The organism is Ruegeria sp. AN11, assembly GCF_056536005.1.
In genome coordinates, this window is record NZ_JBQFJD010000001.1 from 1414656 (window position 1) to 1438450 (window position 23795).

The 23795-nt window shown below is 58.9% G+C and carries 26 protein-coding genes; 8 read left to right on the forward strand and 18 right to left on the reverse strand.

Annotated features, from left to right (window positions below; all coding sequences use genetic code 11):
• Positions 1–5: 5 nt before the first annotated feature.
• The 3 genes from ACR3EQ_RS06965 to ACR3EQ_RS06975 all read right to left on the reverse strand — a co-directional run bounded on the left by ACR3EQ_RS06965 (position 6) and on the right by ACR3EQ_RS06975 (position 3841).
• On the reverse strand, positions 6–416 hold the full coding sequence (locus ACR3EQ_RS06965; protein WP_170610164.1) for a DUF2147 domain-containing protein: 411 nt from the start codon (positions 414–416) through the stop codon (positions 6–8).
• Positions 417–480: 64 nt separating this feature from the next.
• Positions 481–2286 carry an ABCB family ABC transporter ATP-binding protein/permease gene (locus ACR3EQ_RS06970; protein ID WP_170610162.1) on the reverse strand — a complete coding sequence of 602 codons (1806 nt, stop codon included), beginning with the start codon at positions 2284–2286 and terminating at the stop codon, positions 481–483.
• Between the two features lie 79 nt (positions 2287–2365).
• Positions 2366–3841, reverse strand: coding sequence for a LysM peptidoglycan-binding domain-containing protein (locus tag ACR3EQ_RS06975; RefSeq protein ID WP_480490178.1), 1476 nt, complete (start codon positions 3839–3841; stop codon positions 2366–2368).
• Positions 3842–3967: 126 nt separating this feature from the next.
• Here ACR3EQ_RS06975 and ACR3EQ_RS06980 point away from each other — a divergent pair, with 126 nt between their 5' ends.
• Positions 3968–4519, forward strand: a complete 552-nt coding sequence (locus ACR3EQ_RS06980; protein ID WP_170610158.1) for a TIGR00730 family Rossman fold protein — start codon at positions 3968–3970, stop codon at positions 4517–4519.
• Between the two features lie 53 nt (positions 4520–4572).
• Here ACR3EQ_RS06980 and ACR3EQ_RS06985 read toward each other — a convergent pair whose 3' ends face one another.
• The 3 genes from ACR3EQ_RS06985 to ACR3EQ_RS06995 all read right to left on the reverse strand — a co-directional run bounded on the left by ACR3EQ_RS06985 (position 4573) and on the right by ACR3EQ_RS06995 (position 6737).
• Positions 4573–5031, reverse strand: a complete 459-nt coding sequence (locus tag ACR3EQ_RS06985; protein WP_170610156.1) for a host attachment family protein — start codon at positions 5029–5031, stop codon at positions 4573–4575.
• A gap of 221 nt (positions 5032–5252) precedes the next feature.
• Entirely contained in the window at positions 5253–6134 is an 882-nt protein-coding gene (locus ACR3EQ_RS06990) for a metallophosphoesterase (protein ID WP_170610154.1), read from the reverse strand.
• 3 nt (positions 6135–6137) lie between these two features.
• Positions 6138–6737 carry a superoxide dismutase gene (locus ACR3EQ_RS06995; RefSeq protein ID WP_170325347.1) on the reverse strand — a complete coding sequence of 200 codons (600 nt, stop codon included), beginning with the start codon at positions 6735–6737 and terminating at the stop codon, positions 6138–6140.
• Between the two features lie 101 nt (positions 6738–6838).
• On the opposite strand from ACR3EQ_RS06995, the gene ACR3EQ_RS07000 reads away from it, so the two are divergent.
• Both ACR3EQ_RS07000 and ACR3EQ_RS07005 read left to right on the forward strand, forming a co-directional pair.
• On the forward strand, positions 6839–7600 hold the full coding sequence (locus ACR3EQ_RS07000) for an FkbM family methyltransferase (RefSeq protein WP_170610152.1): 762 nt from the start codon (positions 6839–6841) through the stop codon (positions 7598–7600).
• A 102-nt stretch (positions 7601–7702) separates the two neighbouring features.
• Entirely contained in the window at positions 7703–8089 is a 387-nt protein-coding gene (locus ACR3EQ_RS07005; protein WP_170610151.1) for a hypothetical protein, read from the forward strand.
• 51 nt (positions 8090–8140) lie between these two features.
• Here ACR3EQ_RS07005 and ACR3EQ_RS07010 read toward each other — a convergent pair whose 3' ends face one another.
• From ACR3EQ_RS07010 to ACR3EQ_RS07025, 4 genes are all read right to left on the reverse strand, one after another.
• Positions 8141–8707: a sarcosine oxidase subunit gamma gene (locus ACR3EQ_RS07010; RefSeq protein WP_170610149.1), complete on the reverse strand. Its 567-nt coding sequence runs from the start codon at positions 8705–8707 to the stop codon at positions 8141–8143.
• Positions 8700–11714, reverse strand: a complete 3015-nt coding sequence (locus ACR3EQ_RS07015) for a sarcosine oxidase subunit alpha family protein (protein WP_480490181.1) — start codon at positions 11712–11714, stop codon at positions 8700–8702. The genes ACR3EQ_RS07010 and ACR3EQ_RS07015 overlap by 8 nt, the downstream gene beginning before the upstream one ends.
• Positions 11715–11781: 67 nt before the next feature.
• Positions 11782–12111 (reverse strand): sarcosine oxidase subunit delta, encoded by a 330-nt coding sequence (locus ACR3EQ_RS07020; protein WP_170610145.1) that lies wholly within the window; start codon positions 12109–12111, stop codon positions 11782–11784.
• An 89-nt stretch (positions 12112–12200) separates the two neighbouring features.
• The gene (locus ACR3EQ_RS07025; protein ID WP_170610143.1) at positions 12201–13445 is read right to left on the reverse strand and encodes a sarcosine oxidase subunit beta family protein; all 1245 of its coding nucleotides are present in this window, start codon (positions 13443–13445) and stop codon (positions 12201–12203) included.
• A gap of 176 nt (positions 13446–13621) precedes the next feature.
• Between ACR3EQ_RS07025 and ccmI the strand changes: the two genes are divergently transcribed.
• Genes ccmI through ACR3EQ_RS07040 form a run of 3 tightly spaced genes read left to right on the forward strand, consistent with a single transcriptional unit; the run spans position 13622 to position 15563 of the window.
• The gene (ccmI, locus tag ACR3EQ_RS07030; protein ID WP_480490183.1) at positions 13622–14851 is read left to right on the forward strand and encodes a c-type cytochrome biogenesis protein CcmI; all 1230 of its coding nucleotides are present in this window, start codon (positions 13622–13624) and stop codon (positions 14849–14851) included.
• Positions 14848–15312 carry a Holliday junction resolvase RuvX gene (ruvX, locus tag ACR3EQ_RS07035; protein WP_170610139.1) on the forward strand — a complete coding sequence of 155 codons (465 nt, stop codon included), beginning with the start codon at positions 14848–14850 and terminating at the stop codon, positions 15310–15312. Before ccmI ends, ruvX begins: the two co-directional genes overlap by 4 nt.
• Positions 15313–15329: 17 nt before the next feature.
• Positions 15330–15563, forward strand: coding sequence for a DUF1289 domain-containing protein (locus ACR3EQ_RS07040; protein ID WP_170610137.1), 234 nt, complete (start codon positions 15330–15332; stop codon positions 15561–15563).
• Between the two features lie 138 nt (positions 15564–15701).
• On the opposite strand, the gene ACR3EQ_RS07045 is transcribed toward ACR3EQ_RS07040, so the two are convergent.
• From ACR3EQ_RS07045 to ACR3EQ_RS07075, 7 genes are all read right to left on the reverse strand, one after another.
• Positions 15702–16430, reverse strand: a complete 729-nt coding sequence (locus ACR3EQ_RS07045; protein ID WP_480490184.1) for a SpoIIAA family protein — start codon at positions 16428–16430, stop codon at positions 15702–15704.
• A gap of 36 nt (positions 16431–16466) precedes the next feature.
• The gene (locus ACR3EQ_RS07050; RefSeq protein ID WP_480490186.1) at positions 16467–17252 is read right to left on the reverse strand and encodes a hypothetical protein; all 786 of its coding nucleotides are present in this window, start codon (positions 17250–17252) and stop codon (positions 16467–16469) included.
• On the reverse strand, positions 17246–18070 hold the full coding sequence (locus tag ACR3EQ_RS07055) for a sulfite exporter TauE/SafE family protein (protein ID WP_480490188.1): 825 nt from the start codon (positions 18068–18070) through the stop codon (positions 17246–17248). Before ACR3EQ_RS07055 ends, ACR3EQ_RS07050 begins: the two co-directional genes overlap by 7 nt.
• Positions 18071–18104: 34 nt before the next feature.
• A complete protein-coding gene (gene dusA, locus ACR3EQ_RS07060) occupies positions 18105–19100 on the reverse strand; it encodes a tRNA dihydrouridine(20/20a) synthase DusA (protein ID WP_480490190.1) in 996 nt (331 codons plus the stop codon).
• A 390-nt stretch (positions 19101–19490) separates the two neighbouring features.
• On the reverse strand, positions 19491–19988 hold the full coding sequence (locus ACR3EQ_RS07065) for a winged helix DNA-binding protein (protein ID WP_170805411.1): 498 nt from the start codon (positions 19986–19988) through the stop codon (positions 19491–19493).
• A 78-nt stretch (positions 19989–20066) separates the two neighbouring features.
• Positions 20067–20324 (reverse strand): succinate dehydrogenase assembly factor 2, encoded by a 258-nt coding sequence (locus ACR3EQ_RS07070; protein ID WP_480490192.1) that lies wholly within the window; start codon positions 20322–20324, stop codon positions 20067–20069.
• Positions 20321–20713, reverse strand: a complete 393-nt coding sequence (locus ACR3EQ_RS07075; RefSeq protein ID WP_170676314.1) for a helix-turn-helix domain-containing protein — start codon at positions 20711–20713, stop codon at positions 20321–20323. Before ACR3EQ_RS07075 ends, ACR3EQ_RS07070 begins: the two co-directional genes overlap by 4 nt.
• 91 nt (positions 20714–20804) lie before the next feature.
• Between ACR3EQ_RS07075 and ACR3EQ_RS07080 the strand changes: the two genes are divergently transcribed.
• Together ACR3EQ_RS07080 and ACR3EQ_RS07085 are read left to right on the forward strand one after the other, a co-directional pair.
• Positions 20805–22007 (forward strand): pyridoxal phosphate-dependent aminotransferase, encoded by a 1203-nt coding sequence (locus tag ACR3EQ_RS07080; protein ID WP_480490194.1) that lies wholly within the window; start codon positions 20805–20807, stop codon positions 22005–22007.
• A 13-nt stretch (positions 22008–22020) separates the two neighbouring features.
• The gene (locus ACR3EQ_RS07085; protein WP_480490196.1) at positions 22021–22422 is read left to right on the forward strand and encodes a hypothetical protein; all 402 of its coding nucleotides are present in this window, start codon (positions 22021–22023) and stop codon (positions 22420–22422) included.
• On the opposite strand, the gene ACR3EQ_RS07090 is transcribed toward ACR3EQ_RS07085, so the two are convergent.
• The gene (locus ACR3EQ_RS07090) at positions 22423–23787 is read right to left on the reverse strand and encodes an MATE family efflux transporter (RefSeq protein ID WP_480490198.1); all 1365 of its coding nucleotides are present in this window, start codon (positions 23785–23787) and stop codon (positions 22423–22425) included.
• Between the last annotated feature and the right edge of the window lie 8 nt (positions 23788–23795).

Here is a 23795-nt window from a genome sequence, read left to right on the forward strand (position 1 = left end):
CCTTTTCAATTCTGCAATCGTGTCCAGGTCTGATGGCCACAAAGGTGATGTTCACATCCTTTGACCTTGAGCGTGTCGCCCTGCAACGTCATCTGAGGCACCGCCTCGACATCCAGTAGTGGCACCCAGAACTCTCCGCCGCCATATGTGCCCGAACCTTCGCTGGACACATCCCAGAACAGTTTCTTCCCGATATTGGGCGTCTGCACCTCTTTTCCGGATTTGTCATAGGCCGACAAAATCTGACCGCAAAACTTGCCGCCACACGCCGTAATCTTGATGTGCGAGATCAAGTCCTTTCGATCCGGCTCGGTCTTCCAGACGCCTTCGATCGGATCAGCTGCGGCCAGTGTGGGAAGGTTGATTGCCACGGCAAGTATGCCCGCAATTGTGCCTTTTCGAACAAATCGACGCATCGGAAATCTCCTGTAAGAACAGGCTTATTTTATCACAAAATCATCCTGCCGGACACAACGCGCGTCAGGCAGCCTGCGTGTCCGATTGCTGCCGGTTCCATAGCTGCGCATAGCGCCCGGCTCGAGAGAGCAACTCGTCATGCGTGCCCTGTTCCAGGATCTCGCCCCGTTCCAGCACAACGATGCGATCCGCTTCGGCAATCGTGCTCAGGCGGTGAGCGATGGTCAGCACAGTCCGCCCCTCTCCCGCCCGCGCCAGGGCGTCCTTGATGTCCTGTTCGGTGTCGGTATCCAGCGCCGAGGTCGCCTCATCCAACAACAAAATCGGCGGATTCTTCAGCAAGGTGCGCGCTATACCAACGCGCTGCTTCTCACCGCCTGACAGTTTCAGCCCCCGCTCGCCAACCTTTGTGTCATAGCCGTCAGGCAGGCTGGCGATGAAGTCGTGTATCTGAGCAGCTTTCGCGGCCTCTTCCACGTCGGACTGGCTGGCCCCTTCGCGGCCATAAGCAATATTGTAGCGGATCGTGTCATTGAACAGCACGGTGTCTTGCGGCACGACACCGATGGCCGCGTGCAGACTGGTCTGACTGACATCGCGGACATCCTGTCCGTCGATTTTCAGCGCGCCACCGGTGACATCGTAGAACCGGAACAAAAGCCGCCCGATGGTCGACTTGCCGGACCCAGTCGCCCCGACGATTGCAACGGTTTGCCCTGCCGGTACGGTCAGGGATACCCCTTTGAGGATTTCCCGGTCGGCCTCATACCCGAACCGCACATCTTCCAACGTCACCTCGCCGCCATTCACCTTCAAATTGGGTGCACAAGGCTTGTCGGTTACCTCGGCGGGCTGTTCGAGCAGATCGAACATCTGCCCCATATCCACCAGAGACTGGCGGATTTCGCGATAGACCGTGCCCAGGAAATTCAGCGGCACGGTGATCTGGATCATGTAGGCGTTCACCATCACGAAATCGCCCACCGTCAGGCCTCCGTTCTGCACGCCGATGGCCGCAAGAACCATGACACCGATCAGCCCGCAGGTGATCAGGAAGGACTGTCCAAAATTCAGAAAGGCCAGCGAATAAGCGGTCTTGAGCGCGGCCTTTGCATAAGCCTTCATCGAAACGTCATACCGTTCGGATTCGCGCATCTCCGCATTGAAATACTTGACGGTTTCGAAGTTCAGCAGGCTGTCGATAGCGCGCTGATTGGCTTCGGTGTCCTGATCATTCATCTCGCGGCGCAGCTTGACCCGCCATTCCGTCACCGCGAACGTGAACCAAATGTAAAGTGTGATGGTGACGGCGACGACAACCAGGTACCACACGTCGAACAGCCACATCAGGATGATCGCAACCAGCAGCAGTTCCAGGATCAGCGGCCCAATCGAAAACAACAGGAACCGCAGCAGGAACTCTACCCCTTTGACGCCCCGCTCGATAATCCGGCTCAGGCCGCCTGTTCGGCGTGTCACGTGATAGCGCATGGACAATTGGTGGATATGCTGGAAGGTTTCCAGCGCAAGCGCACGCAAAGCACGCTGTCCAACCGGTGCAAAAGCCGCATCGCGCAATTGCTGGAACCCAACGGTCATCATCCGCGCGACGCCATAGGCCACCGTCAGCCCGACAGCACCAAGCGCTATGGGCGGCACACCTTCGCCCGCCAACGCATCGACCGCGCCCTTGTACAGAATCGGCGTATATACCGCGATCAGCTTGGCCACGACCAGCATCGTCAGCGCCAGAACAACGCGGCGCTTTACCCACGGCTCGTCATCGGGCCACAGGTAAGGTGAAACCTTTCGGATCGTGCGCCAGCCAGAGCGCCGTTCGTCAGGTTCTGACCCGTTATCAGATTGCATTTGGGCTGTCCGTCGCTTCACGTGTCTGTCCTGAGATCAGAAATAGTCCCCCGCCCCCAAAAGGGCCAGAGCCGGGTGGTCATTCGGGAATGGTAAAGATCTGACCCGGATAAATCAGGTCCGGATCACGGATCGAGTCGCGGTTGGCCTCGAAAAGTTTGACGTAGAGAATACCGTCACCAAAACGTTCCCGCGAAATCGCCCAGAGTGTGTCGCCTTTCTGAACCGTGACCGACCGGATTGCGGCGGTTTGGCTCTCGGCATCCGCTTCATCCAACTGATCAGCGGCTTGCAGCGTCTCGATTGGCTCTCGCTTGAATGGGGTTTCCAGTCGACTGACGACAGTTCCGTCGGGGGCTACCTCATCCACCCGCAATGTATAGATACCTGGGTCGATACCCTCGATCTCGCCCCGCCATTTTCCGTCTTCCGCAGACGGAAGATCGCCGACAAGGCGGTTGTCCAGATAAAGGCGCACAGCCGATCCGCCCTGCGCACGCCCCGTCAGCTCGACTTCGCCGGTTTCCGAATAGCCGATTGTATCCAAAGCAATCTGATCCGGCTGCTGAGTTTGCGTCGCCGGAGGCTGCACCAGTTCGACACCTTCTTCACCAGACCGCAATACGGCGACCTGCTGATCCTGAGAAGCCTCGGCTGCCGGTTCAGATACGGTAGGTTTAGTTTCTGCCTGTTCAGTTTCTGCGGTGTCGGTTTCGGCGGTTTCAGTATCTGCCGTTTCGGATTCGGGCTGGGGCTGATCCTCAGAAGATGCCTCAGCCGTCTGCTCCTCTTGCGAAATCACAGGCTGTTGGTCTGTTCCCGTGTCTTCCGCTGCTGCGGTCTCGGTCGGTTCGGGTTCCGTGACTTCCACTTCGGATGCACCGGGCACAACCGTTTGCGCTCCGGCTTCCTCTGACGGCTCGGCCGAAGCCACCTCGGTCTGTTGCGGCTCGGGCGCGGGCAGCGCCGCTATCAGGTAATCATCCGAACGCGACGCCGTGGCTCCGTCGGATGTCTCAAGCACCAAGCCCCTTGCGATATCGGAGAACGGGATCACCAGAAACTCGGCAAATTGCCCGCTGGCATCGACCGTGAAGCTGTGCACAGGCTCTCCATCCAGCAACACGCGGATTTCGGAACCCGGTTCGGCGGTGCCGGACAACAGGGCGTTCCCGTCCGTTTCTATGAAAACCTGATCCAGAGCAGGCGCGATGACCGGCGTGGGCGCAGGTTCAACTGCCTCCCCGGTCTCAGCCTTTTCCTCGCCCGCTGGTTCCGGTTGGCTATCGCCTTGCCCGGCCTGATCTACAGACTGCTCAGGCTCCGCCGTTTCCGCAGGCTGCACAGACTTTTCAGCGGTTTCTTCTGCTTCGGTGGTGACATCTTCCTGTGGCGCTTCGGCAGCGAGTTCGGTCTGCTGAGGCACCGGAGTGTCCTGTTCATCGCCAAAAATGCCGGACAGATACAAACCTCCCGCTCCGATCAGAGCTGCAATTCCAGCGATCAATCCCCAGAGGAAGTTTCCAGAGCTTCCGCTTCCCGACTTGGCGTCCATTCTTTTCCTTTCACTCCGCAGCGCAAATGCTTTGACTTTCACACATTCTGCCTGACGGTTGAGGCAACCTATCAATCCCGCTATCAGGGGTCAAAACCTCAGACACAAGCCCGGAGAACCCATCTGATGTCTCAGAAATCAGTCTGTGTGTATTGCGGGTCACGCAATGGCACAAATCCCACCTATGCCGCAGCCGCCGAAGCGTTCGGCACATTGCTGGCAAATGAAGGCTGGCGTCTGGTTTATGGTGCCGGAGATGTCGGGCTGATGGGCGAGGTCGCGCGCGCGGCGCAGTCCGCCGGAGGGGAAACTTTCGGTGTCATCCCGGTGCATCTGGTCCGGCGCGAGGTCGGCAAGACCGACCTGACCCATTTCGTGATCACCGAGACCATGCACGAGCGCAAGAAGGTCATGATCATGAATGCAGACGCGGTTGTCGTTCTGCCGGGTGGCCCCGGGTCGCTGGACGAACTGTTCGAAGCCCTGACATGGCGGCAGCTAGGCCTGCACGACAAACCCATCCTGATCCTGAATGTTGATGGATACTGGGACAAGCTGCGCGAACTGGTCGCGCAGGTCATGGATCAGGAATTTGCCGATCCATCGCTAGGCGAGTTCCTGACCTGGGTGGACTCCCCAACAGGGGCCATTGAGGGCCTGCGTTCGCTTCTGACTTAACTTAGGATGTTCGGAACCCCGGGGGACCGTTTGGCCTCCCGGGGAAAAAATAGTCAGGAAACCGCAGGCTTTGCCAATCGCTGACGCAAAACCTGTTCGACCTTGTGCAACGGGTGGTTTGTCAGGGTCTTGTCGACCTCGGCGACCACTTTGGCCAGCACTTCGCTGTGCAGGCGGCGGCGCAACAGGCCCAGAACATGAGGGCTGGCGACAAGAACAAGCCGCTTGAACGCACCTTTCAACCCCTTTCGATTCAGCAAATCCGCCACATCCTGAACGAACAAGGATTTGGCGTGGGCTTTCCAGTTCGTCTCTTCCATGGCCGACTTCTGGTTCGGCCCGGAATCGAACCGGCGTCCTGCCCTGTCCTTGGGTTTGTTGTCCGCTGTGTCCTGCTCTTCAACCGAGACGACGACAAGATTGGGATCTTCGGCGTCTGTGATGTTTTCCATCACCAGCGCCTTTTCCCCGTCTGCGATGATAACCCATGTTCCCTGTTCAATTGCGACCATAGTGATCTCCTGTATCGGCCGTTGAGGTCGCCCCCCGCCCTTTGGGCACAAGTCTTTTGTAGCGTGCCAACAGTGGATTGGCGCGCTTACTGTCGCTTGTCTATTTGATTTGCAGCTCTCTCCTGCCGCCTACTTTACGTAGGGTCTGCGGGGCGCGATACAATCCCGGCGAAGGCAAAAGTCGACGTATCGGCAGGTTTTCACCAGCGCTAAGAAAAGGATCAGGCCGACATTTCGATCACTGTAATCTCAGGCGTGACCCCCAGCCGCACGGGCAGGATTGAACAGCCAATACCGCCTGAAACCACCAGATCCCGCCCGTTTTCCTGCACGTGCCCATAGGCGTACCGATTGCCATAGCGGGATGGTACCACGGGCGACCAGCCAAACAGGCGCACCTGTCCGCCATGAGTATGCCCGGACAGGGTAAGCGCAACTTCCTTTGGTACTTTTGGAAAAATATCCGGTTCGTGCGCCATCATCACGACCGGCGCATCGTCCGTTACCTGACTCAAGGTGCCCGGCAGATCATCCAGCCCCTGATACCCGCCGCCTTTGCGCCGGATAGCCCACTGATCCTCAAGCCCGGCCAGCCAGAATCCTAACGCCTCAAGCTTGATCGCAGTGTTCGACAGAACCGTGATGCCTTTGCGTCCCAGCGCCTCGGCGTAGATATTCGGCCCACCACCCCTTAACTGAGCCTGCCGGTCATCCCACCAGTCGTGGTTGCCCAACACCGAAAACACCCCGTGCGGCGCATCAAGATCAGAAAGAACGTCGGCCAGATCGTCCGGCCTGACCGGCTGCATGAAGGTTTTCAGGTCTGCCGAGTAATCCCCAAGCAGCAATATGAGATCCGGCGCCAATGCGTTGGTGCGCCGCACGATCTGGCGAATGCGGTCAAGCCCGATCATCGGCTCTCCGACATGCAGATCAGCCAGAACCGCAATACGAACCGGGGGCGCAGTCCAGTCGGTTCGTTTTAGGCGCCATTTACGTACGCGCAGCCGCAAGGCCGGCTCGATGAAAAAGCCATAAGCCGCAGTAAAAAGGCCTGCCAGCGTAACCGCCAGCAGACCCCGTATGAACCCTCGTCGGGTCAATGATTACATCCGCGATGCAACGTTTTCCCAGTTCACCAGATTGTCGAGGAAGTTCGAAAGGTAAGCCGGACGCTTGTTGCGGAAGTCGATGTAGTAGGAGTGCTCCCACACATCGCAACCCAGCAGTGCGGTTTGGTTAAAGCACAGCGGGTTCACGCCGTTTTCGGTCTTGGTCACGGCCAGCGAACCGTCCGCGTTCTTGACCAGCCACGCCCAGCCCGAGCCGAACTGACCTGCTCCAGCGGCGCTGAACTGCGACTTGAATTCGTCAACCGAGCCGAAGCTTTCGGTCAGCGCCTTCTCCAGTTCACCGGGCATAGCGTTGCCGCCGGGGCCCATCATTTCCCAGAACTGGTTGTGGTTCCACAGTTGGCTGATGTTATTGAAGATACCGTTCTGTGCGACTGCGTTTGCGTCGTAGGTGCCAACGATGATCTCTTCCAGCGACTTTCCGTCCCACTCTGTCCCGGCGATCAGCTTGTTGCCGTTGTCGACATAGGCCTTGTGGTGCAGGTCGTGGTGATATTCCAGTGTTTCCGCGGACATACCCTTGGCTGCCAGCGCGTCATGTGCATAAGGAAGATCAGGAAGTTCAAAAGCCATATCGGCCCCCTGTTTAAAATGTAAGTTGCGGTTCCCAAGGTTAAATGCTTTGGCAGCCGCCGCAGGTCAAGAGCCGAGACAAGAAAACCCGGAGGCAGACGATGCTGACACAGGCCCGCAAGATGTTCTACCGCGCCCGCGGATACTATGCGGGCAACCTGAACGGCGAGCCGTTCCGTCTGGACCCCTATCATTCGAAATTCTGGCGCAAGGCGTCTGCGGGTGACTGGGAACCCGAGACCTTCGCCGTCCTTGATGAGTACCTGACGCCGGGCAGCGATTACCTTGACATCGGTGCGTGGATTGGCCCCACCGTCCTTTATGGCGCACGCAAGGCGCGGCATGTCTGGTGTTTCGAGCCGGACCCGACGGCCTACCGACATCTGGCGTGGAATCTGGACCTGAACGACATCCACAACGTGTCGGCCTTTGGTGTGGCGCTGTCAGACCAGTTCGGTGTGGCCCGCATGGCATCCCTGCGCGGAGAGCCCGGCGATTCCACCAGTTCATTGCTTCATGACGGCGCACATGGCAGCGATGCGCTGACCATTGCCTGGGATCAGTTCGAGGCGGTTAATGATCTGTCTGGCGTGTCACTGGTCAAAATGGATATCGAAGGGGCCGAGTTCTTCGTACTGCCAACCCTGTTGTCATGGTTGGAAAAGGTGCGGCCTGCACTGTATCTCTCTCTCCACTCCCCCCTGTTGGCCGACGAAGATCGCCTGACCCGCACATCCGAGCTGCTGGAAAGCCTTTCCTTTTACTCCAATGCTTGTGACGAAAGCGGGCAACCGGCAGACGTTCAGACAATGCTCAAACCCGAAGAATTGACACGCTATCGCGCGATTGTTCTGCACGGGTAGAATGCGACAATCCACCTTCTCATTTTACGTGCGGTTCTGCTCGTTTCCCCGAGCCAAACCCGTTCCCTTCCGCCATTAACTTATTGATGAATAAGATAAGAAATGAAACGACTATTTGGATTTATCGTTGCGGCTTTTGCCGCTCAGACGGCAGCGGCTGAAGATTTGACATATCATTGCAAGGTCAAGGGTCGGGAAGGCTGGATCGCACCGGAATACTACTTTCGCATTGATCCAGAAGCCAACAAAGCGAAGGTCGTCAGTAACTACCACGACTGGATGGACGCAAACCTGAATACCCGCAGAAACGACATTTACCAGATGAGCTGGAAGGTCACATTGCCGAGTTCGGACGGTCAGGCGGTGCGCATGCGGTATCAGGCAAACCTCGATCAAGCCAAAAACAAGATCAAAGTCCGCGGCAGCTTTGGCAACGTAAGTGCATCAAACAAACCTTACGGGACCGGAAACTGCGCGTTGGTCAAATAAAAAAGCCCCGGATGACCCGGGGCTTCTATTTCAACTGCACTTAGGCAGAGGTCAGTAAACCCCAACTTCACTGCCCGGCTGCGCCGCGACTTTCAGCAGTTTGAACACATAATCTGCGGCGGACCGGAAACAAACCACCCGGAAGGTTTCGGTGTCATCCATCCAGAACGCACCTGCCACCTGTGCCAGACGCGAGCGCCGAATTTGGCCGGGCTGGAATGCCTCTTCCGAGAACTCGACCGGAGCCAGCTTGCCCAGTACCTCGCGAGCGCTGCCGCCCGAGATGCGGAACACTGCGCGGGCATCCGAGACGTTGACGGCCAGGGCGTGTGTGCCGCTCAGGGCATTGGTCATCGCGGCCAGCTTGGCTTCGACCTCGGCGTAGGGCACCAGCACCAGCAATTCGTCGGTCGACATCCAGCAAACGCCGGTATCGCCGTTCACCAAAGCCTCGCGCTGGCCAGGAACCTTTTGGCCCGTGGCGTCTTTGACCGCCTTGGCAAGCACCTTGTCGGACAGGTCGCCGCGCAGAGTGATCATACCCTGCAGACCGCATTCCTCGACCTTGGCAATGCCGTCGAAGCTTGCGTGATTCAGTGCGCTGATGGGTTCAGACATTCTGCTTCTCCCCGTCCTTGTCGTAGAAGATCGGATCCACGATCTTGGCTTTGTAGACTTTGTCATCCGTTCCCGGGAACTCGACAATCTCGCCTATCCGGTCAGGCCCGTGTTTGATCAGACCCATGGCGATGCCCTTGTCCAGGTTGGCCGAGTAATAGGTCGAGGTCACGCGTCCGATCATATTGCGCTGACCGTTGGCGTTGACGCCCTCACCCACTGCGTAGGCACCATCCGGCAGAACCGATCCATCCACAGTCTCAAGCCCGACCAGTTTCCAACGTTCAGGATCGGCCATGTGGCTTCGCGAATGGGCGCGTTTGCCCAGATAGTCCTCTTTCTTTTTCGACAGCGCCCAGTGCAGCCCCAGATCCTGCGGGATCACGGTGCCGTCGGTCTCGTCGCCGATCATGATAAAGCCTTTCTCGGCCCGCAGGATGTGCAGACATTCGGTGCCGTAAGGCATCACGCCGAACTCTTTACCTGCCTCCATCAGCGCGTCCCAGAAAGCCTGCCCCTGAGAGGCCCGTACCGCGATTTCATAGGACAGCTCACCCGAGAACGAAATGCGGTAGGCGCGGCAGTTGAAGTCACCGATCTTGCCATCACGCCATTCCATGAACGGCAGCGCTTCTTTGCTGACGTCCATGCCGCCCAGCTTCTCAAGCACTTTGCGGGCGTTGGGGCCGACCACGGCGACCTGCGCGTATTGCTCGGTCACGTTGGCCACGAAGACTTTCCAGTCCCACCATTCGGTCTGCAGCCACTCTTCCATGTGCCCATGGATACGCTCGGCCCCGCCGGTGGTGGTGTGGCACAGCCATGTGTCCTCGTCGACGCGGGCAACAACGCCGTCGTCGATCAGGAAACCGTTTTCCGAGCACATCAGGCCATAGCGGCATTTGCCGACCTTCAGCGTGGACATCATGTTGGTGTACATCATGTCGAGGAACTTGCCGGCATCCGGGCCTTTGACAATCAGTTTGCCCAGCGTCGATGCATCAAGCAGGCCAAGGTTTTCGCGGGTGTTCTTGACCTCGCGATTGACCGCGTCATGCACGGACTCTCCGGGACGCACGTAGGCGTAGGTCCGGCGCCAGTGGCCGACCGGCTCCCAGTCGGCGCCGTTCTTGTCATGCCAGTTGTGCATCGGTGTTTGGCGGATCGGCTGGAACACTTCACCACGCGCTTCGCCGCCGATCGCGCCCATCGAAATGGGGGTATAGGGCGGGCGGAAGGTTGTGGTGCCGACCTTCGGAATTTCGGATTCCAGCGCATCAGCCAGGATTGCCAAACCGTTGATATTGCTCAGCTTTCCTTGATCGGTCGCCATGCCCAGCGTGGTGTAACGCTTGGTGTGTTCAACGCTTTCGTACCCTTCACGCGCAGCCAGCTGGACGTCGGAAACTTTGACGTCATTCTGGAAGTCGAGCCAGGATTTCATACGCAGCTGGATTTCGGCATTGGCAGGCATCAGCCAGACAGCTTCCATCGCCGCTTCGCCGGTAGCTTCCCCAGCAGGGGCCTTGGTGTTCTTCGGTTTGAACCCGGCCGCCTTGGCCGCCGCTTTGCCAGCGGCATGGGCATCGGACAGCACCTCGCCCAGCGCCAGAGGACCGTTCGAGGAACCCGCGGCAAGAACGAAACCTTCACCGTTTGCACCCAGAGGCGGGCGCGCCGGATCGGGACGGAAATGGGCTTGCGCCTCATCCCAGATCAGCTTGCCCCCACAATGCGACCACATGTGAACCACCGGAGACCAGCCCCCCGACATGGCAACCGCATCGCACTCAACTTCTTCGCGAGCGCCGCCGATGCCTTCCTGATTGCAGATCGCAACTTTCTTGACACGTTTGCCGCCTTTGACTTTGGCGATGGCCTTGCCCGGATCGACACGGATGCCAAGCTGACGCGCCTCTTCGGCCAACGGCCCGGCAGATGTACGTGCATCGACAACGCGCAGGACGTCGACACCCGCCTGTTTCATCAGGATCGCCGTGCGATAAGCATCGTCATTGTTGGTGGCGACGATGACACGCTCGCCGGGGGTCACACCCCAATTGATCACATAGTCGCGCATGGCCGAAGCCAACATCACACCCGGCACGTCATTACCGGCAAAGGACAGCGGACGCTCGATCGCGCCTGTTGCAGTCACGATCTGTTTGGCCCGGATCCGCCACAAGCGATGGCGCGGGCCTTGCGTGCCCGGTTTGTGATCGTTCAGACGCTCGTAACCCAATGCGTAACCATGGTCATAAACCCCTGCGCCCATGCAACGGGACCGCATGGTAACGTTGCTCATTGTTTCGAGTTCGGAAACCAATTGTTCCACGAACTTATCCACAGGCTCACCATTGACGGTTCCGCCGTCAACCGGAGCGCGACCGCCCCAATGTGCAGTCTGCTCGATCAGCAGAACCTTGGCACCGGATTGCGCCGCTGCTTTGGCCGCCTGAAGACCGGCCACGCCGCCGCCGATCACCAGAACATCGTTGAAGGCGTAGAAGTGTTCATAGGTGTCCGCGTCCTTGGTTTCCTTGTCCGGCGCTTTGCCCAGACCGGCGGACTGGCGGATGAACGGTTCGTAGACATGCTTCCAGAACGGCTTGGGATGGATGAACATCTTGTAGTAGAAGCCGGCCGGCAGGAACCGCGACAGGTGAGTGTTGACGGCACCGATGTCGAATTCCAGGTTCGGCCAGTGGTTTTGCGAGATCGCGGTCAGGCCGTTGAACAGCTCGGTCGTGGTGGCACGCTGGTTCGGCTCGAAGCGGCCGCCCTGCCCGAGACCGACCAGAGCGTTCGGTTCCTCGGCCCCGCTGGCGACGACGCCACGCGGACGGTGATATTTGAACGACCGGCCCATCATCATCTGATCATTAGCCAGAAGGGCCGAGGCAAGCGTATCGCCTTCGTAGCCCTGCATCGCGGTGCCGTTGAAAGTAAAGGTGACCTGTTTCGACCGGTTAATCAGTCGGCCTAGTTTTGCGAGACGGGTGCTCATTTTGCGGACCTTTCGCAGGTGGAGGTTTCGGAGCCTCCGGCGGGAGTATTTTTAAAAAGGCGAAGCATCAGGAGAACTCTCTCCACGTCCAGCCGGGCCGTTTTGCGGTGATGGCGTCCTTGATGTCTTGCGGCGGCTCGGAGGTCTGAGCGGTGTAGGTGCCGAACACTTCGAGCGTTTGCGTACAACGCGCGGCGTGGAACCACTTGCCGCAGCCATTGGCGTGCCGCCAGCGTTCGAAATGCACGCCTTTGGGGTTTTCACGCATGAACAGATAGTCGTGGAACTCGTCATCCGACGAGCCGGGGCCAAAGCGCTTCAGATGAGCCTCGCCACCAGCGGCCAGTTCGGTTTCTTCGGCGTCAACGCCGCAATAGGGGCAATTCAGGATCAGCATTTTGTCATCCTTTCAGCAGCAAGCCGTCGTTTGACGTCCGCGCAATTCGTAGTCAGGGGCAGAGACGATTTTTCGGCGAAAAATCTCCATCAATGCGCCACCCCGGCGGCGACGCTTTCGTCGATGAAGCGGCCCTCTTTGAAGCGGTCCAGCGAGAAGGCTTCGGTCAGCGGCGAATGACCGGTGGCCATCAGCTGTGCCATGCCCCAGCCCGAACCCGGGATCGCCTTGAAGCCGCCCGTGCCCCAGCCGCCGTTGATAAAGCAGCCCTGCAGCGGTGTTTTCGACAGAATGGGCGAGCGGTCGCCGGTCATATCCACGATCCCGCCCCATTGGCGCAGCATCTTGAGACGCGAGATCATCGGGAAGGTCTCGACCAGCGCGCGCACCGTTTCCTCGATATGGTGGAACGATCCACGCTGGGTGAAGTTGTTGAACCCGTCGGTTCCGCCGCCGATCACCATCTCGCCCTTGTCGGACTGAGACATGTAGCCGTGCACGGTGTTGGCCATTACGACAACGTCCATGCAGGGTTTGATCGGCTCTGACACCAGCGCCTGCAGCGCGATGGCTTCCAGCGGCAGGCGGAAGCCTGCCATCTCGGCCAGTTGCCCCGAGTGCCCGGCAACAACGATGCCCAGCTTGTCACAGTCAATGGCGCCCTTGGTGGTATCGACACCAACCACGCGGCCATTGTCCGAACGGACGCCCGTGACTTCGCACTGCTGAATGATGTCCATGCCCATCGCGGAACAGGCGCGGGCATAGCCCCACGCCACCGCGTCATGGCGTGCGGTACCGCCGCGTTCCTGCCAAAGCGCGCCCAGAACCGGATAGCGCGGGCCGTCCAGATTGATGATCGGCACCAATTCCTTGACACGTTCAGGCGTAATCCACTCGGTCTTGACGCCCTGCAAGGCGTTGGCGTGTGCTGTGCGCTGATAGCCGCGGATCTCGTGCTGTGTCTGCGCCAGCATCATCACGCCGCGCGGGCTGAACATGATGTTATAGTTAAGGTCCTGGCTCAAATCCTCATAGAGGCTGCGCGCCTTTTCGTAGATCGCCGCCGACGGGTCCTGCAGATAGTTCGAGCGGATGATCGTCGTGTTCCGGCCGGTGTTACCACCGCCCAGCCAGCCTTTTTCAATTACGGCCACGTTCTGGATGCCATAGTTCTTACCCAGATAGTATGCAGTGGCCAGACCATGCCCCCCTGCGCCAACGATTATTACGTCGTAGCGTTTCTTGGGTTCGGGTGACCGCCAGGCGCGTTCCCATCCTGTGTGGTAACGAAGCGCTTCGCGCGCAACGGCAAAGGCTGAATAGTGTTTCATAAGCGAATCCATCCGGTTCGGTGATTGGGCGCAGATATGACCTGTGGCGACAGTTTACCCCTGCCGCACAACGCCGCAATATCGCACTATTGCGACATGTACGCCATTCGCGGCCATTTGTCCCTTTTGTCGGGCGGCCAGCGGGTCTAAGTCAGGGCAAGCGTTTCGGAGATACTATGACGTTCTGGGTCCTGATCTTACTGACTGCACTGCTGATTGCCGTGTTTTTGGGATATTCCATGCTGCGCAACAGGAAAAACCGCGAACCTGCCGCGGCCTACGACCTGCGCGTCTACCGTGAACAGTTGGCGGGCGTGGACCGGGACCTGGCCCGGGGTGTAATCCCAGCAGCGGATGCCGACAGGGTACGCACCGAAATCTCTCGTCGCATTCTGGCTGCGGATGCGCAGATGCAGCAGTCTGCAGCGGGCAACGGCCCGTCGCGTGCCGTTACGGTCGGATCACTTGTTGTCGTGGCGCTTGTGCTGGTGGGTGGTGCAATGGGGCTTTATCGTCAACTCGGTGCCAACGGGTTGCCGGATCAACCACTGGAAATGCGACTGGAAATGGCCAAGAGCCTGCGCGCCGATCGTCCGGATCAGGCCGAATTTGAAGCGTCGACACCACACGCGCCGGCGCCTCAGCTGGAAGAAAGCTATGTCGAACTGCTGGGCCAGTTGCGCGAAACCGTTGCTAGCCGGCCCGACGACTTGCAGGGTCATATTCTGCTGGCCCAACATGAGGCCAACGCAGGCAATTTTCAGGCTGCTTACAAGGCGCAGCAACGCGTGATCGAACTTTCGGGTGATGCAGCGCCAGCGGATGCTTATTCCCACCTGGCCGAGATGATGATTCTGGCGGCGGGCGGATATGTTTCGCCCGAGGCTGAGGACGCGCTGAAACAGGCGCTGGATCGCGACCCGCATCATGGACCTGCTCGGTACTATTGGGGGCAGATGCTTGTGCAGACCGGACGACCCGACCTGGCCTACCGGCTTTGGGCCGATGCACTGGCCCAAGCGCCCGCCGGCGCACCCTGGGCAGATGCGATCCGCGCCCAAATTGACGAACTGGCCTTCAGGGCGGGCGTTTTCAATGCTCCGGAAATCCCGGCACCTTCCACCGCGCCAGGCCCTGATCAGGCCGCTGTCGACGCAGCAGCGGAACTGACGCCGGAAGAACGTCAGGACATGATCCGCGGAATGGTCAACCAGTTGTCGGACCGGCTGGCAACCGAAGGCGGATCGCCCGAAGAATGGGCCCGCCTGATTGCAGCACTGGGCGTTCTTGGCGAAGCGGAACGGGCAAGCGGAATATACGACGAAGCGCAATCTGTTTTCGCCGGCAATGCCGATGCGCTGGACATGCTGGCCGCGGCCGCCCGAAGGGCAGGTCTGGAACCATGATCCACGATCAGTTCGAAGATTTCGCCGCCGCGCTGGCCCCGATGACGGCGCTCATGGGGTTGGACCTTGGCGAGAAGACGATCGGCGTGGCGGTTTCGGACCGGATGCGCGGGGTGGCCAGCCCGCTCGAGACGGTCCGGCGCAAGAAATTCACGCTCGATTCCGCGCGGCTTCTGGAAATTGTTGCTGACCGCGAAATCGGAGGAATACTTCTGGGCCTGCCCAAAAACATGGACGGAACTGAAGGCCCCCGATGCCAGTCAACCCGCGCTTTTGCCCGGAATCTGTCGCGCCTGACGGACCTCCCCATCGGTTTTTGGGACGAGAGATTAAGCACAGTTGCGGCAGAAAAGGCACTGCTTGAGGCGGATACGACACGAAAACGTCGCGGACAGGTTATTGATCACGTCGCTGCTGGTTATATTTTGCAAGGAGCGCTCGACAGGTTGCGCTTTCTTTAAAAAGGCGGGTTGGCGCGATGACAAACATGGTTTGGAAAAGGAATGAGGTGGAAAGCCCCTGCGTCCAGATCTGTGTTGTGCACCCGACGGAACGTATCTGCACAGGATGCTACCGCACCCTTGACGAGATTTCGCGCTGGTCCAAGATGGAAAGCAGCGAGCGGGCGGAAATCATGACAGACCTGCCGGCTCGTAAACCGCGTCTCGCGAAACGGCGTGGTGGCCGCGCTGCCCGCCTGAACAAAGGCTGACACTTCAATTCCAGAATAGACCTGTCTGAAGCTGCGCCGCTGCGGGCCGAGTGAACTCCGAGGGGGTTGAGTTCGCGGATCGTGAGTGAGTGGCCAGCACAGCGGCGCGATCAGTTCAGTTGTCTCTCCGCGAAGGGATCAGCCAGCCGTAAGCCAGGATTTTGCGTTTTCGATTTCGTCCGATGGGAAATACTGCGTTCGCGCTCCCAACACGTGGCTTGCCACTTTTTGCGCAATCCTCTGCCAGCCCTTGTCGCCAACAATTGCTGCGCGATCAAGCATCCCGATATGCCCCTGCGCCAGACGGAAATGTGCAGCCAGTGCCGTCAGCCCCTGCCAGCCATCAAATTCCCGCAGATCAATCAGTAACCTGAACCCGTCCCGCTCGCTAAGCAAGCTGTCCAGATCGGTCTCGGCCTGCTTGTATTCATCGGGGTCCAACTTGCCCATCAAGGAAATCTGAATACACGGGCCGCCCAGATCTGTGACATGAATGGCCCCGAGGGATTCGCGCATCCAGCGCCGGGCGGCTTCCAACTCGGTCATCTCGAATACCTGCACCGGGCACGGCAGGATCGGAGCTGCCAGCCGGATGCTAGTCTGAACCCAGCCCTGATCGGCCACCACTGCGATCCGGTCGAAGCCGCGCCAATGGCTCAGACCAAGTTTGGTGTCAGACCACGCGGCTCCAAGGTCGTAACCTTTGAACTCCGGATGCACGATCGCCAGAAGGCGAACCGCGTCATGCTCGGTCAAAGCAGCTTCGATGGCCGGAACAAGGGTCGAAGCATAGTCGTCGGCAGTGATCTGGCCAGACAGTTCAACTTCAATCTGTGCACCATCAGAATTCGTGTGGACGGTCATCATACCGAAAATCCTCCAAAGCTAAACAATGGCAGGACGTTACGGAGTTTCGAGCCACTCGGCTACACCCCCGGCACATTCAGGGCGGAAATAGGCGATCATCCGTCCGTCGGGCCCACAACTTGCGGTCTCAGCCCACGGGGCGACCCCATGCAGACAGTGTCGATGCAAAAGATATGCCTCGCCCGGCGCGGCCGGCAGTTCGATTCGAGGACACGTGTCGAAGACCTCTCGTCGTGCCGTCTGGTAGATTTCGGTTACGTCGATCTGATGCAGTGCCTCATCCGGGTGTCCGGCCATGGCGTTCCGAAAGGCAGCCCCCATGATCTTGTGGCTCCCCTCCCACAGAACCATCGGCGAAGCATCGGCGCTGGCTTTGTTCAGGGGAATTCCCAAAATCCACGCGTGCGGCTCATCCACATGTCGGCGGCGGCCAGTGCCAGAGGGGCGCAGTCCGTCCACATGGGCGGCATCCTTGTTTCGCCTGTACCGTGCGGCCGCCTCGCTTTCGCCACGTCGGGGGCGCGGGTAGCCGGGGTAGATGACCGAGACCTGCCCTTTGTGCAGCGGCAGAACACCGTACTGCCCAGTGATGAAGTCCATCGCATGCCCGGCCAGCGGCAGCGAACGCCCCACCCGGCCCTGGCGATCATTGGTCAGAGCATCGACACCGATGAACCACGTCCCCTCGCAATCGAGCCACGGAGCGTGCGCCGGGTCCGAGACCGAGCTTCGGGCGGCAGGCAAAGCCTTTTCAACCCATTCGGCCAGAACCGGATCATAAGGAAACGAGATCCAGCCCTTATCTTGAAAATGGTCTACCATCCCACCGCCTTGCGAAGCATGTTGAGGGCGACCAGTGTCAGAAACACGGCAAAAACCCGTTTTAGGGGTTTCGGATCCATCGCGTGGGCCAGTTTCACCCCCCAGGGCGCCGTAATCATCGTCATTGCGACCACCACGCCAAACGCAACCAGATTAACCGCCCCGATTGTCAGAGGCGGACGATGCTCGACCGGGATTTCCACAAACAGAAAGCCCAGGACCGATGGCACTGCGATAATCACGCCGAACCCGGCGGCAGTGGCCACGGCGCGGTGAATGGGAGTGTTGAAAAGGCTCATCAAAGGCACACCGAAACTGCCACCGCCAATCCCCATCAGCACGGACAAAAAGCCGACCGATGGCGAAAGAACCGCACGGCGCATCCCTATCGGCATGGCGTCACCCAGCCGCCATTCTGACCGGCCCAACCCCAGATAGGCCCCGATGACCATGCCGAGTATCCCAAACAGGGCCTGCAGCGCCTCTGTTCGCAAGGCCGAAGCCACCAGAACACCCAGAACGGCACCTATGGCAATACCAACGCCCCATCCGCGCAGGATATTCCAGTCCACCGCGCCTTTTTTGTTGTGCGCAAGCACGGACCGGACGGACGTGACGATGATCGTGGCCAGAGATGTCGCCAGACACAGCTGCATCAGTTGCGGCCCGCCATATCCAAGAGTCTGAAACGCATAGAAAAACGCAGGTACCAGAACAATTCCGCCCCCGACGCCCAGCAACCCGGCCAGCACTCCGGCCAGGGCCCCGATCGCGAGCAAAAGGCCCAGCATTTGGGCCAGCAACATCGTCTCGGGCATTGTCCCCCCAAACCGGTGTCAAACCGGATATTGTCTAAACCTCAGCCAGTGGCGCAACCTGTTCCAGCGCCTGCAGCATCACCTCGGGCCCGGCCCCGGAATGTACTGCCCCCTCGGACAGTGCGCGTCGCCATGCCCGCGCACCGGGTCGTCCGGCGAACAGGCCCAGCATGTGACGCGTGATCTGGTGCAGTCGCCCACCGTCGGCAAGGTGTATTTCGACATAAGGCACCATTTCATGGACAACTTCAAACGGGTCAGTGGCAAGTCCTGTTTGAAAGATCAGCGGGTCAGCATCGCAAAGAATGTCGGCGGGCTGATGATAGGCCGAACGTCCGATCATCACACCATCCAGCCCGGCGTCCAGATGCTCCCTCGCTTGTTTCAGCGAGGTGATACCGCCGTTGATCGAGACATGCAGATCAGGAAAAGCCGCTTTCATCCGATGCACCAGACCGTAGTCCAGCGGCGGAATATCGCGGTTTTCCTTTGGGCTGAGCCCTTGAAGCCAGGCCTTGCGCGCGTGGATCGTAACGCGACCGCAGCCTGCCGCGCGGATTGCCTCCAGAAATGCAGGCAGCACTTCTTCGGCTTCCTGATCATCGACGCCAAGGCGGCATTTGACGGTAACTTCGATATCGACAGCATCAATCATCGCCGCCACGCATTCGGCGACGCGAGAGGGGTCCTTCATCAACACCGCCCCAAACGTGCCCGACTGAACCCGATCGGAAGGGCAGCCGCAATTCAGGTTAACCTCATCATACCCGGCTTCTGCGCCCAAGCGCACTGCTTGTGCCAATTCTTCAGGATCCGACCCGCCCAGTTGCAGGGCAACTGGGTGCTCCTGCGGGCTGTAGTCCAGCAAATGAAGTGCCCCACCCCGGACCAATGCCGGGGCGGTCACCATTTCCGTATAAAGCAGGGTTTGACGACTGAGCAACCGATGAAAAAACCGACAATGCCGGTCTGTCCAGTCCATCATGGGGGCCACGCTCAGACGCGCTGCTTTCTGTGCGTTTTTCGTCAAAGCGCTGGCTCCGTGTTCCTGCAAGTGAAAGCGCCACGAGGTTTGGCCGGGCTGTATTGCCGGTTTTGGGGCACTGGGGTTTCTGATTCGAGCGTGCCACGGTGTAGCATATTCGGCGAGAGCGAACAGCGACTTGAACGCGATGTGATCCGGCACCCATCACGCTCAAGATTTTTACCCAAACTTTGCCCGAAAGCCGGCGATCAAACCACGGAAGGAAGATGCCCAGTTAGCGTACTGGGCTTTTTGTTGAGAGGGCTCGAAGTTGTCCGGCCCTCGACCCTCAGTCGCTTTTTGCCGTGAATACGACGTTCCGGTCAGCACCCGTAGAGCTTGAATTGCAATCCGGTACCTGGCGGTCACATTTTGCCAAGCGACGTGCCCGAAAGCTCAGTAAATGTAGCGGATCTGATCGGTCCAGTATCGCTCGACCCGGCGCAAAGACGTGGTGATATGTTCGATCCCGTCAAATTCCAGAACACCACGACTCTGCAAGCCTTCGGCATGGCGCGAGAACAGCTCGGCCACGATGTCGCGAATCTCTCGGCCGCGTGGGGTCAGGCGCACCCGGACGGACCGCCGGTCAATCTCGCATCTCTGGTGATGCATGTAACCCATTTCGACCAGTTTCTTCAGGTTGTAGCTGACATTGCTGCCCTGATAGTAACCCCGGCTTTTCAATTCGCCCGCCGTCACCTCGTGATCGCCGATATTGAACAGAAGAAGCGCCTGCACCGCATTGATTTCCAGCACACCGACACGTTCGAATTCATCCTTGATGACATCCAGCAGCAACCGATGCAGCCGTTCGACAAGGGCCAGCGCCTCAAGATAGCTGGTCATGAACCCTTTGGTTCCCGGCGCGGAAACCTGCAATTCCATACTCATCCGACCCTCCGATTCAGTCGCGCAGTTTCTGACACGATGAACCGAATTTCCGAAAAATCGGTTAAGTGGGATTTTCCGTTACTTTTGAAAGGTCTGCGCGATATCCGCGATCAGGTCCGCAAAGTTTTCAGGAGGCCTGGCCTGCCCAGTCACCCATTGATAAAGGTCCTGATCGTTTTCGTGCAGCAGCGCATCGTAGGCATCCAGACCGACCGTATCCATGCCCGCAAGGTTGCGGTCGGCATAGGCCGAAAGGATCAAATCCATCTCTTTGATCCCGCGCCGCATCGAGCGCATTTTCATACGCTTGATCCGAACATCGCGTGTTTCCGTCACTGTTGAGGCTCCAACATCAGGCGGATCTTTTTCTCAAGACGCGCCGCGCGTTCGGCGCTGGCGCGCATTTCGCCACGAATTGCGCGCAACTCGGCGGCGACGCCTGCCAACTCCAGACTTTCGGCATCCTCCTCCAAGGGGGCGCCCATCCCCTCACCTTCTCCGGTCAGCAACCACATGATCGAGACATTCACCATGCCCGCCATAATCGACAGACGGTTCGCGCGCGGCTCGGACAGATCGTTCTCCCACGCGACAATGGTCGCCTTTTTTACACCCAGCCTGCGGGCCATCTCAGACTGTGACATCCCGGCCGCTTCTCGCGCGCCAGCCAGACGATCCCCAAATGTTGCTGCATCCGGTCCGAACCAGTCGTATTCATCAGTCATCTGGGGCTCCAAATCTATTTTTCATAGCGCTTGATCGTCATTCGGGCGCACCCTATGACAGACAGACAAAACATACAAACCGAGGCCACTCATGAGTTTCCTGTCTGCGACACTGTCACGCGTAAAACCTTCGCCCACAATCGCGATGACGGCAAAGGCGGCTGAAATGAAGGCCGCCGGACGCGACGTCATTGGCCTCAGCGCGGGCGAACCGGATTTCGACACCCCGCAGAACATCAAGGACGCGGCGGTCGCTGCCATTGCCGCCGGCAAGACCAAGTATACCGCCCCCGACGGTATCCCCGAACTCAAGCAGGCGGCCTGCGCCAAGATGAAGCGCGATCACGGGCTGGATTACACGCCGGCCCAGATTTCGGTCGGAACGGGCGGAAAGCAGACGCTGTACAACGCGCTGATGGCGACGATGAATCCGGGCGACGAAGTTGTCATCCCCGCGCCATACTGGGTCAGCTACCCGGACATGGTGCTTTTGGCCGGGGGCACGCCGGTTGTGGTCGAAGCCAAACTCGAAAACAATTTCAAGCTGACCGCCGAACAGCTTGAGGCCGCGATCACGCCGAAGACAAAGTGGTTCATCTTCAACTCTCCATCGAACCCAACCGGGGCCGGATATAGCCGGGAAGAACTGAAGGCGTTGACCGATGTGCTGATGCGCCACCCGCATGTCTGGATCATGTCCGACGATATGTATGAGCACCTGGCTTATGACGGGTTCGAGTTCTGCACCCCTGCTGAGGTTGAGCCGGGACTGTATGACCGTACGCTCACCTGCAACGGCGTATCCAAAGCCTATGCCATGACCGGCTGGCGGATCGGTTACGCCGCGGGCCCGGTCGAGATCATTGCGGCCATGCGTAAAATCCAGTCGCAATCCACCTCTAACCCGTGTTCAGTCAGCCAATGGGCCGCGGTTGAGGCACTGAACGGCACCCAGGCGTTTCTGGCCCCCAACAACGAGACCTTCAAACGGCGCCGCGATCTGGTTGTCGAGATGCTGAATGAAATCGACGGCATTTCCTGCCCCACGCCCGAAGGCGCGTTCTATGTGTACCCGTCCATCGCAGGTCTGATCGGAAAGACCAGCCCTGCAGGCACCCTTATTGACAGTGACGAAGCCTTTGCCACCGCATTGCTGGAGGAAGCGGACGTTGCCGTTGTCTTTGGTGCGGCCTTTGGGCTGTCGCCGAATTTCCGGATCAGCTACGCGACTTCGGACGCGGCCCTGAAAGAGGCGTGTACCCGCATTCAACGGTTTTGCGCCGCACTGATCTGATCGGAGAAAAATCTTGTCGACAGACCTGCCGGAATACTATTTCCGTGTCCGCGAAAACGGAGCGGTCGTGTTCAAAATCGATACGGCAAATCGACATCGCCGGATCGAAATGGATCAGATCGCCGTTATCAACATTCGAAATGACGACGTCAAAGCTCATGGGCAGCACACGCTTTCCGATGCTGACAAGGCCGAGATCCAACGCTGGATGACAGAACGTAAAGCCCTGTTGGCGAAACGTGACATTGACGACATTCACCGCGCGGTCGACTACCTGAACCTGACGACACAGTGGGCCCAGTCCAAGGCCACGGAAGAACAGCTTGAAGATGTCAGCGACCGGTTGCTGATGGCGATGCACGACCTCCGGACTGTGCTTGTACGCAAGAAGGCCGATCGCCTGAACAAAAACTGATCAGGCCGCCGGTCTTTCGACAGGCAACCCGACCTCTCGCACGGACCTGTACCAGAAACGGGCCATCAGCATCACCGCAGCGCAGGCCAGCCCAATGACAAGGCCAAGCCAAACTCCGATACCCTCCATACCCCGCATGAAGCCAAAGTAGTAAGACGCCGGAATACCGATCACCCAATAGCTGAGCGCGGCCATCACCATTGGGATCTTGGCGTCCTGCACACCGCGCAACAAGCCCAGCGCGATGACCTGAGCGCCATCAACCAGCTGGAACAGGGCTGCCATGGCCAGAAGCCCGGTGCCGATCGCCAGAATCTCCGGACGCTCGGGGTTGTCCGCTTCCATAAACAGGGAAATCAACGGTTCGGCGCAAGTCAGAAACAGGATGATCGTCAGCACTGACACAACCAGCGACATCCCGGTTACGGCAATCGCGCCTTTTTCCAGGTGCGCTCGATCCTTCCGGCCCAGCGCGTTGCCTGCCCTTATGGTGGCGGCGTTTGAAAGGCCCAGGTGAACCATGAACGTTGCCGAGGCGAGGTTCAGCGCAATACCGTGCGCGGCCAACGGTACCTGCCCGATCCATCCCATCATCAGGGCCGAAGTGGCAAACAGGGAAACCTCGGCCAGCATGGTCAGGCCGATAGGAACGCCCAACCGCAGAACACTGCCGAACATTTCCCAATCCGGCCGCCAGAAACGCTGAAACAGGCTGTGTTCAGGCAAAACGCGCACGGCATAGTAGATGACGCAAATCAACGAAACGATCTGCGTCACAACCGATGCGATGGCGGCCCCCATGACACCAAGTTCCGGAGCCCCCCAATTGCCAAAGATCAGCGCGTAGTTCGTCACCGCGTTCACCAGGGCAGCGGCAACGGTAATCCACAAGACGATCTGTGTACGCTCCAACGCAGCCAGATAAGACTTCAGCACCATGACCAATAGCGCCGGGATGATCCCCCACCCTGCGACACGCAAGTACTCCGACGCTGTTTGAGCAACCTCCGGCTCCTGCTTCAGGGCGATCAGTATGGGATAGGAGCACCAAAGCAGCGGCATGATCAGGGCCGAGTAAATCAGCGACAGCCACAACCCCATGCGGGTTGATCTTCGGATGCTGGTTTCGTTCTCCTCCGCCGCGGCCGTTGCGACCATGGGCATGACCGCCAAGCCGAATCCTGCGCCGAAAAGGAACAGAACAAAGTAGTAACTGCTGGCCAGCGTCACCGCAGCCAGCGCTTCGACCCCGTACCATCCCAACATGATGGTATCGGTCAGGCCAATCGCATACTGCGCAAGATGCCCGCCAATCAGGGGCAGACCGAGAACGGCAATCGCGCGAAAATGGCCGGGATATGACATGACTTTGC